The sequence below is a fragment of the Desulfocicer niacini genome, assembly GCF_054657595.1.
This window is the reverse complement of sequence record NZ_BAAHYK010000024.1, coordinates 88,571-98,141: the sequence shown is the minus strand read 5'-3', so window position 1 is coordinate 98,141 and position 9,571 is coordinate 88,571. Positions and strand designations below refer to the sequence as shown.

At 47.6% G+C, this 9,571-nt stretch carries 7 protein-coding genes; 3 read left to right on the top strand and 4 right to left on the bottom strand.

Annotated elements, in window-relative coordinates; all coding sequences use genetic code 11:
- Positions 1-355: 355 nt before the first annotated feature.
- The 3 genes from ACYQ2M_RS14300 to pyrE all read left to right on the top strand — a co-directional run bounded on the left by ACYQ2M_RS14300 (position 356) and on the right by pyrE (position 2,916).
- Positions 356-1,255: a dihydroorotate dehydrogenase gene (locus ACYQ2M_RS14300; protein WP_459917037.1), complete on the top strand. Its 900-nt coding sequence runs from the start codon at positions 356-358 to the stop codon at positions 1,253-1,255.
- Between the two features lie 51 nt (positions 1,256-1,306).
- Positions 1,307-2,146, top strand: coding sequence for a dihydroorotate dehydrogenase electron transfer subunit (locus ACYQ2M_RS14295; RefSeq protein WP_459917036.1), 840 nt, complete (start codon positions 1,307-1,309; stop codon positions 2,144-2,146).
- Between the two features lie 98 nt (positions 2,147-2,244).
- Positions 2,245-2,916, top strand: coding sequence for an orotate phosphoribosyltransferase (gene pyrE, locus ACYQ2M_RS14290; RefSeq protein ID WP_459917035.1), 672 nt, complete (start codon positions 2,245-2,247; stop codon positions 2,914-2,916).
- 654 nt (positions 2,917-3,570) lie between these two features.
- Here pyrE and tkt read toward each other — a convergent pair.
- The 4 genes from tkt to ACYQ2M_RS14270 form a co-directional block, all read right to left on the bottom strand.
- Positions 3,571-5,583 (bottom strand): transketolase, encoded by a 2,013-nt coding sequence (gene tkt / locus ACYQ2M_RS14285; protein ID WP_459917034.1) that lies wholly within the window; start codon positions 5,581-5,583, stop codon positions 3,571-3,573.
- A 96-nt stretch (positions 5,584-5,679) separates the two neighbouring features.
- Positions 5,680-6,549: a radical SAM protein gene (locus ACYQ2M_RS14280; protein WP_459917033.1), complete on the bottom strand. Its 870-nt coding sequence runs from the start codon at positions 6,547-6,549 to the stop codon at positions 5,680-5,682.
- An 82-nt stretch (positions 6,550-6,631) separates the two neighbouring features.
- Positions 6,632-9,148 (bottom strand): PAS domain-containing hybrid sensor histidine kinase/response regulator, encoded by a 2,517-nt coding sequence (locus ACYQ2M_RS14275; RefSeq protein WP_459917032.1) that lies wholly within the window; start codon positions 9,146-9,148, stop codon positions 6,632-6,634.
- Between the two features lie 75 nt (positions 9,149-9,223).
- Entirely contained in the window at positions 9,224-9,481 is a 258-nt protein-coding gene (locus tag ACYQ2M_RS14270) for a DUF1638 domain-containing protein (protein ID WP_459917031.1), read from the bottom strand.
- Between the last annotated feature and the right edge of the window lie 90 nt (positions 9,482-9,571).

Genomic DNA, 9,571 nt, shown 5'->3' with positions numbered 1-9,571 from the left:
GTGAAACTACATGCAAAGGACCTCCTTGTCAAACACTTTTTTTATTTATTTTTCATAAAAAAAATAACAACCTAAAATAATTATAAAATTAATTTTTGAAAAAATATACTTTTTCCCTTTTCTCCCTTTTAAACTGAAAATTCTTACTGCTGATGATGGCAAAAATTGAGATTGTTCATAAGATGGGCCATGTTGGGGAGGGGTCAAGCTATGTGATCGCTGGCCCATCTTATGAGCAAGCCCCCCAATAATATTTCAGAGGGTTATGAGGGTAGGCCCGGCACCAATTGTTCTTTTGCATGGATAATGATATAAACAGGCAACTTTGAACTTTTTGCCACAGGATATAATAACTATGCACGTGGATTTTCTGGGGAAACACTTAATCAACCCCACGGTTCTGGCATCGGGAATACTTGGAAACAATTTTGATATCTTACAAAGGGTCCATGCATCAGGCTGCGGCCTGGTGACCATGAAATCCATCGGCCCGGAACCCCGGGACGGGCACAACAACCCCACAGTCATTGACCTTGGTCATGGAATGATTAACGCCGTGGGCCTGCCCTCCCCCGGGCATCTTCATATGGAAAAGGAATGGGAAGCCCTTTCAAGGAGATCCTTTCCCATCATTGCAAGCGTTTATGGTGCGTCGACATATGAATTCCAGCAGGTGGCCCGTTACGTGGCAGAAAAAAAACCTGACTTCATTGAGCTCAACATTTCCTGCCCCAATTCGGAAAAACACGGCATGCTGTTTGGTACCAGTACAACAGCCTCCTTTGATGTGGTCAAAGCCGTCAAAGAGGTTGCGAACAATATTCCCCTGATTGCCAAGCTGACCCCCCAGGCCTTAAACATCGGTGACATTGCAAAGGCATGCGAAAATGCCGGGGCAGATGCCATCTGTGCCATCAACACCCTGGGCCCCGGCATGCTCATTGATATAGAGAGCCGAACCCCCATTCTGGCCTTTAAAAAAGGCGGCCTTTCCGGCCCAATGATAAGACCTGTTGCCGTTCGATGTGTCTATGAAATTTTTGAGGCCACATCCCTTCCCATCATCGGCTTGGGGGGCATTTCCAGCGGGGCAGATGCCATAGAGATGATCATGGCAGGTGCCACCCTCATCGGCATGGGCACCGCCGTAACCCACCGGGGGATTGATGTATTCCAGAAGGTCACCGATGAAATGGATCTGTGGCTGGCCGACCATGGGTGTACCCTGGAAGATATCCGGGGTGCTGCCCACTGACCATCAAAAAGAGGCGGTAATTCTCACCAGAAAAAAGGACGAATATAAATTATGGAAAAAATAAATATCCCGGTGGAAAAAAAACCGATGATGCTGAAGGTGGCTCGGACAAAGCGTGAAACCCCGGACCATGTCACCCTTTTTTTTAATGGAAGCATTGAATTTCAGCCGGGCCAGTTTGTCATGCTCTGGATTCCCGGCATAGATGAAAAACCATATACCATCTCCTACCATGGCCCCGGAGAATTTGGAATCACCGTGGAAGCCAAGGGCCGCTTTTCCAGAAAAGCGGCGGCCATGAACCCGGGCGACCTGCTGGGTATCCGGGGGCCCTTTGGCAATGGTTTTAACACAAAAATAAAAGGCCTGGTATGTGTGGTGGCCGGGGGATGCGGCACAGCCCCGGTGGCCCCGTTGATGGACGTGCTGGACAATGACAGAACTACCCTCATCCAGGGGGCGCGATCAAAGGCTCTTCTTTTGTTCAAAGAGCGTTTTGAATACATGAACGGTCAATACTGCACCGATGACGGCAGTTTTGGGCACAAAGGCTTTGTCACCGAACTTCTTGAACAGGCCATATCAAAAACCCGCTTTGATATGGTCTATGCCTGCGGCCCTGAAATCATGATGAAGCGGATTTTTGATATCTGCGAAAAAGAAAAAATTTCCTGTCAAGTTTCCCTGGAACGGTATATGAGATGCGGATTCGGGGCCTGCGGGGCATGTGTGTGCGGATCGGAGCGAGTGTGCATTGACGGCCCTGTTTTCAACTCGGAACAACTTAAAAAAATGAGAGATTTCAACAGGACAGCCCTTTTGAAATCAGGCGCAGAAGTCCCATTGGCTAGCTATGCGTCCTGGCGCTGCGGTGAAAATCTGCCTGGATAAATTCCGACCAGCCCCTGTGCAAACGACAATAACCCCAGGCACTCCCGGCAGACAAACATCGGGACAGCCGAGGAACACCAGATAATACGGATGGAAAAATGGAAAAATACAAAAGCGATTTTATAGAATTTCTTGTGGCATGTGATGCATTAAAATTTGGTGAATTCACCCTTAAGAGCGGGCGGGTGGCGCCTTACTTCATCAACACCGGCATGTTTGATACAGGAGAAAAGATAGCCCGCCTGGGCACCTATTATGCCCATGCCATCACCGCCCACTTTGGCGACAACTTTGACGGCATCTATGGACCTGCATATAAAGGTATCCCCCTTTGCATCACCACCGCCATGGGCCTGGCTGCAAGGGGCATTGACAAAGGATACCTGTTTAACCGCAAAGAGGCCAAAACCTATGCGGACAAAAGCACATTGGTGGGCATGGGTTTGACGGCGGAAACCCGCCTGATACTTGTGGATGATGTCATCACATCGGGCAAGGCTATCAGAGAGTCCATTGAAGTTTTAAAAAACAACAGCAATCCCAGGGTGGAAGGTATTGTCATCAGTGTAAACCGCCAAGAAAAAGGGAAAGGGGATCAAAACGCACTGACGGAGGTGGCAGATATCCTGGCTGTTCCGGTGTTTGCCATTGTCACCCTGGAAGAGATCAAAAGCCTTCTTCACAACAAAGAGATCAATGGTCGTGTCCTCATTGATGACACCATGCTGACAAAAATCAATGTCTATTTGGAAAAATATGGCGCAAATTAGCACCATAGTTACATCAAGCACATATAAACCATGGCCATCCACCGAATTTGGTAAAGACCATGGTTTTAACGTAAACCACTCTCTTAAAATTAGCTTGGATTGATGCTCTCAAAGAGGTTAAATTTATTTTCAAGACCTATAATATTAACAATTCCAAAAAGTTATAGATGTTCTAAAAAAAACTCGTTATGATCAGCACGACAACGGCTGCATTTACAATTATTCCACATCCCCCCCCAAAAACCATTGACAACACCAGATTTTTTTGTTAACAGCACTCCATATATGCTCGAGACATATTCTACCTTTAAAAAAGGAACACAAAGAAATGGGTTATCACTGGATTTTAATGGATGAAAGAAGCAAAGCTCGAAAACGGATAAAAAAACTTTTTTATATTATTCTTTTTGCCATTTTTATGTTTCTATTATGGCTATGCTTTTAATTCTACAAATTAAATATTTGATCTCATACTTGAGCAAACTGAAATTGATTCACACAACGCGACCCTGACAAAAAAACCGAACGAACAATGAATTCCGTCCGGTTTCTTTTTATTTTTTCTGTGCTCACTGTTCATAGCTTCTAGCGAAAAGACTGCTTATGTTTTTTCGATCCAGAAAGACGAACAGAAGTAAGCCCCCATGTACGCTCTTATGGGTTCAAAAGCTCCAGGGCGTTTTTAACAATATTTTCTGCGGTGAAACCAAACTCAGCCAGCACCTTGCCACCGGGAGCAGATGCACCGAACCGGTCAATACCAATGGTCTGGCCACCATCGCCCACATAACGCTCCCAACCCATGGAAATCCCAGCTTCCACGGCAATTCGGGCCTTGACATCGCTGGGCAAAATTCGCTCCTTGTAGGGTGCCGGAGCTTTTTCAAACAGCTCCCAACTGGGCATGCTGATCACCCGAGAGTTGATGCCCTTTTCTGACAGCTGTTCTGCGGCATCCACGCAGATATGCACCTCGGAACCGGTACCGATGAGAATAAGATCAATGTCCTTGTCCTTGTCCATATCTTTAAGCACATAGGCCCCATAGCGCAGATCTCCATCACACCCCACGCGATCCAGAATGGGCAGCTTCTGACGGCTTAAAAGCAGGGCGGTGGGGGCATCATCGGTCATCAATGCCTTCATCCAGGCTTCGGCGGTCTCTCTGGCATCGGCGGGTCGAATCACCTGAAGGCCGGGAATGGCCCGTAAGGAGGCCAGATGTTCCACCGGCTGATGGGTGGGGCCATCTTCTCCCACGGCCACGCTGTCATGGGTAAGCACATAGATCAGTGGCAGTTTCATGAGAGATGCCACCCGTACAGCAGGCCTTAAATAATCGGCAAACACCAGAAAAGTTCCACCATAGGGCCGGACGCCACTATGGAGATACATGCCGGACATAATGGAGGCCATGGCATGCTCCCGCACACCGAACCTGATATTTCTACCGCCATAGGCATCTTTTTGAAACACATCAAAACCATCCAGAAAGGTTTTGTTGGAAGGGGCAAGGTCAGCAGAGCCTCCCATGAGTACGGGCAGATTCTTGGCAATTGCATTAAGGACCTTACCCGATGCGGCCCGTGTGGCCATGGGATCATCACCTACCTTAAACTGTGGAATATCTTTCTCCCAGCCAGCTGTGAGAAAACCGCTGATGGCATCCACAAAGCCATCGGCCAGTTCAGGATATGACTTTCTATACCCGTCAAAAATCTCTTGCCACGCATCCTCTTTTTCAGCACCAAGCTCAATGGATCTGCGACAGGCGGTGAGCACCTCCTCTGGCACATAAAAATCCTTATCCTCGGGCACGCCGTAAAAGGCCTTGACCAGACGAATCTCTTCGGCACCCAATGGAGACCCATGGGCACCGGCGGTATCCTGCTTATTGGGGCTGCCATAGGCAATGTGGGTGGTAACCTTGATCATGGTAGGCTTTTGTGTTTCCGCCTTACCGGCCTCAATGGCCCGGGCAATGGCTTCTGTATCATTGCCGTCGGCCACGTGCACCACATGCCAGTTCATGGCCTCAAACTTGGCCTTGACATCTTCGGTGAAGGCAATATCTGTACTGCCCTCAATGGAAATGGAATTATCATCATAAAGGAGGATCAGACGTCCAAGCCCCAGATGACCTGCCAGGGAAGCCGCTTCCATAGCAACACCTTCCATAAGATCCCCATCCCCGCACATCACATAGGTAAAATGGTTGATCAGCTCGGCATCTGTCTTGTTAAAACGAGCCGCCATGTGCCGTTCGGCCATAGCCATACCCACGGCATTGGCAATGCCCTGGCCCAGAGGGCCGGTTGTGGTTTCAACGCCTGCGGTGTGTCCATACTCGGGATGCCCCGGGGTTTTACTTTCCCACTGTCTGAAATTTTTCAAATCATCCAGTTCCAGGCCATATCCATTGAGATAAAGCATGCTGTAAAGAAGCATGGATGCATGCCCCCCGGAAAGGACAAATCGATCCCGGTCAATCCAGGAAGGATTTTTGGGATTGTGTTTCAGAAACCGGCTCCAGAGCACATGGGCTGTGGGGGCAAGGCCCATGGGGGCACCGGGGTGTCCGGAGTTTGCCTTTTGGATAGCATCCATGGCAAGGGTTCTGATGGTGTTAATACATTGCTGATCAAGGTCTTGGGTGGCAGCCGCCATTTTTCTCTCCTGTGTGATAAAAAAGGCAAGGGGAATCTCCCATTGCCGCTTTACGTTGGTTTTCCAGGGTTTTTGGACCCCTTTTATATTTTTTTATTAAAGTGCTCGCATATATTCCGGCTTTAAAGACACTTTTCCCTTCAATGCCCGGGTAATGAGTTCCAGGGTTTTTTCCCTGTCCCGGGGCAATCGAGCCCGGATGGGAACATAATTGGAGGCATGGTTGCCGTGAAACAGGCCATTGGTAAGATGGCTGGTAGCAATCATGGTGCCAAGCTCCATCAGCATTTGTTCCGGGGAAATAAGATCAAATTTGCCTTCTTCATGATCTTTGTGCAGGGGAGTTCCCGGCACCAGCATGAGACTCAAAGCCCCCACGTACTCAGGATCTATGGCAGAAAGCACTCGACCGGTTTCCCGGGCGTGAATATCTGACCGTTCACTGCCTGCAAGTCCAAGCAACACGGTTATGGATAGCTTGATTCCCGCCTTCCGGATCTTTTTTCCCATATCAATCATCCGTTGGGAGTCTGCTCCTTTGTTAGCTTTTTTCAGGGTGACATCATCTCCGGTTTCCAACCCCATGTAAGCAATTTTAAGCCCCAGCTGTCTAAGTTCTCGAAGCTCTTTTTCTGTTTTCATGCAGATGCTTTTGGTGTTGGCATAGACGCCCACCCGCTCCACCCAGGGCAATTTTTTCCCAATGGCTTCTAAAATGGGAACCAATCGGCGTTGGGGCATGATCAACGCATCTCCATCACAGATAAAAAGTCGGTTCTGATTCCGGCAATGCTTAGATGCAAAATCAATGTCTTCAAAAAGAATTTCATCTTTTTTGATTGTAAAGCGTTGTCCGGGATAGGCTCCGCAAAAGGTGCATTTACGGTGGGAACATCCCACTGTTGCCTGCAGCAAAATACTGTTTGCCTCACTGGGGGACCTTATTATTTGTCCTTCGTAATGCATGATCTATCCCTTCTCCATTTTCCAATCATGAAGCTTTTTGTACATGAAACTGGCTGAAAAAACAATACCTTGATAAAAATTATCACACTTGCTCAAGCACATCCTGCACTGCTTTGGAAAGCTCAGCTCTATTGACAGGTTTTTTAAGGTATTTCTTTATGCCCACCGCCAAGGCGTCTTCTTCGGACAGTATGGCGCTATATCCGGTGCAGAGAATAATGGGCAAATCGGGTCTGATATCTAAAATACGTTGGGCCAGTTCCACCCCGGTCATGGCGGGCATGGTCTGATCCGTAATAACCAGGTCAAAACCATGGGGATCCATAAAAATCCGTTCCAATCCATCAAGACTGTTGGTGGCAGTGCTCACCTTGTATCCCAGCCGTTCCAGTATGGTTTTGTTTAGCTTGATAATCATGGCCTCATCATCCACCAATAGAATCCGCTGCCCGTCCGTTGGTCCAGCTTCAGGCAAGTCCTCTTCGGACACCATGGCTACATTATCGCCCAGGGCCGGAAAGTAAACACAAAAAGTTGTACCCTGCCCCGGTTTACTTTCCACCCTGATACAACCATTGCAATCCTCAACAATACCATGGACAACGGCAAGGCCAAGCCCTGTTCCTTTATCCACGGGCTTGGTGGTAAAATAGGGTTCAAAAATACGATCCATTATTGCAGGGTCAATGCCATGGCCTGTGTCGCTGATTTTGATAACAACAAAAGAACCTGACAACATATTGTTCTCTCCATGGATCTCCCGGGCATGAAGATATTCCGGCTGTAAATTAACAGTTAAAATCCCTTTTTCATGTTCCATGGCATGCAGGGCATTGGTGCATAAATTTACAACAATTTGATGAATAGTGGTGGGGTCCGCCATGATTTTACCGCAGTTCTCATGGATATTTTCCCGAATTTCAATACTTGTGGGCAAGGAGGATCTCAACATTTTCAAGGCATCCTTGACGATGACCTGGGGCAGGAGAGGGGTGATGTGGAGGTCTGATTTTCGGCTGAAGGCAAGGATCTGTTTCACCAGGTCGGCGGCACGTCTACTGGCCTTTAACACCTCTTGTATGCTTTCCACGGCAGCGGAATCCTGGGGAAGCTCCATAACGGCAAGCTCAGAAAAACCAATGATGGCCGAAAGGATATTGTTAAAGTCATGGGCAATACCGCCAGCCAGGGTGCCGATGGCCTCCATCTTGTGAGCCTGAAACAGTTCTTCTTCAAGTCTCTTATGCTCGGTTATATCCTTGGCCACATGAACAAGCAGGCTTGTCTTGTTGTCTTTATCCAGTATAGGACATGAGGAGACATGAAATATTTTGCCCAGATCTTTATGTTCCACTATCTTGTCATGGCTGCACATATCCCCTGTTGAAAGAAATTTCGGACGTTCAGGACAAACCGTTGAAATTCCACGAAAAAGATCATGACAATACATACCAATGATGGCATTATCGTCTTTTTCAGCGGGCATCGTACGGGCTCTTTCCTTGTGTTTAGCCATAAAAAAGGCCACCGCAGCCTTGTTGGCCCGGACAACTTTAAAGTCATCATCTATGATGGTGATGATATCGGCAATGGCATCAAAGGTTTTCTCCCATTCCTCCTTTGCCTGTTTTAAAACTTGCTCCGCCTGTTTTTTCTCTGTGATGTCCCGCCCGACAACAACCAGCGCGTGCCGACTGCCATCGGGATTAAACAGGGGAATTTTCAAAATATCAAAAATCCGAAAAAAACCGTCCGGCCGGGGAATTATTTCTTCTTTCTGGAAATTGTTTTTAAGTTCCCAGGCTCTTTGATCTGTGAACTCTGCGTTAAGAAATGTTTCTCTATAAAAAGGATTTAACCCGGCAAGTTCTCCCGTGGTTTTGCCGTTGTAGTCCATGCTGGAAAGTTGGAAAAAATCAATTCCATAGTCATTTACCTTGATCCAGCGGCCTTCACCATCTTTCAGGCAGATAATGTTTGGAATTGCATTTATGATGGTTTCCAGCAAAATTTTCTGACGATCCGTAATCTGCTGCATTTCCTTACGCTGTTGAATCTCTTGTTCCAGTGCCCTGGTCTTCTCCGCGATAAGGTTTTCCTGGAACTCATGGGTGAGGGCATTATGAAAAACCGGACTGATATAACCGGTAAGGAATTTGATACTGTCAAGAATCAGGGACAAATGGCGGGGATCATCCGGAAAATTGAGTATCATGACAACACCAAGGTTTTCTCCCCGGCTGTTTAACAAAGGCATCGCTATGGACACAAGGCTTTCGTTACAGGTGTCCTCAAAGGGTTTGATGACATCGATCTTTGTGTCAAGGGATATCCTGTGCACGGTTTCCATGATGGCCTCTGTCTCAGCCAGACACCTGCGCCGCCAGGGCTCAACGGTTAAGACCCGGAACGACGACCCGCCAAACAAGGCCAGGTTCTGAAAAAAAAGGACTGTCTGTGCCCCGGTGAGTTCCCGATATTTTTGAGCAATCAGGGTTGCCATGGCCTGGGGATCTTCACTTTTCTGCATCACTTCACGGAGAAAATCAAAGGCCATTTCATAGAATACCGGCGGCAAAGGAATCGGTTTGTCCGTCATACAATTTCTCCATCAAATTCACACAGTGCACGCCTTATTTTTTTCTGCAGCACTTTTAAAGAAACAGGTAAAATATCAAAGGGTAGGCCGGAAAACTCCGACATGACTCCAAGACGTTGAAGGGGGGGGCTTGACCACACCGGTATCAAAATACACCAGCCGGGTGTGCATATCCTGCATGAAAAGTTTTGCCGTATCACCGCACAGACCCAGTTTTTTCTTGAAAATATCCTGCCAGTGAACTGCCCAGTCTGCCAGAAGAAAAAAAACCCCTGCCTGCGCAAGGCACGGTAAATTTCCACCCCATAAAAATTTTCTGTCAGCATTTTTCAAAATCCTCCACGGATCGTCGGATGGCATGGATGATTTCAGGGGGGGGGTATTAATAGGAATATCAGGGCCTGAGGTTCCAAGCACGATCAC

What these genes read in the sequence shown, in the direction of transcription:
- ACYQ2M_RS14300 (WP_459917037.1), top strand. Translation starts at nt 356, where the DNA reads ATGCACGTGGATTTTCTGGGGAAACACTTAATCAACCCCACGGTTCTG.
- ACYQ2M_RS14295 (WP_459917036.1), top strand. Translation starts at nt 1,307, where the DNA reads ATGGAAAAAATAAATATCCCGGTGGAAAAAAAACCGATGATGCTGAAG.
- pyrE (WP_459917035.1), top strand. Translation starts at nt 2,245, where the DNA reads ATGGAAAAATACAAAAGCGATTTTATAGAATTTCTTGTGGCATGTGAT.
- tkt (WP_459917034.1), bottom strand. Translation starts at nt 5,583, where the DNA reads ATGGCGGCTGCCACCCAAGACCTTGATCAGCAATGTATTAACACCATC.
- ACYQ2M_RS14280 (WP_459917033.1), bottom strand. Translation starts at nt 6,549, where the DNA reads ATGCATTACGAAGGACAAATAATAAGGTCCCCCAGTGAGGCAAACAGT.
- ACYQ2M_RS14275 (WP_459917032.1), bottom strand. Translation starts at nt 9,148, where the DNA reads ATGACGGACAAACCGATTCCTTTGCCGCCGGTATTCTATGAAATGGCC.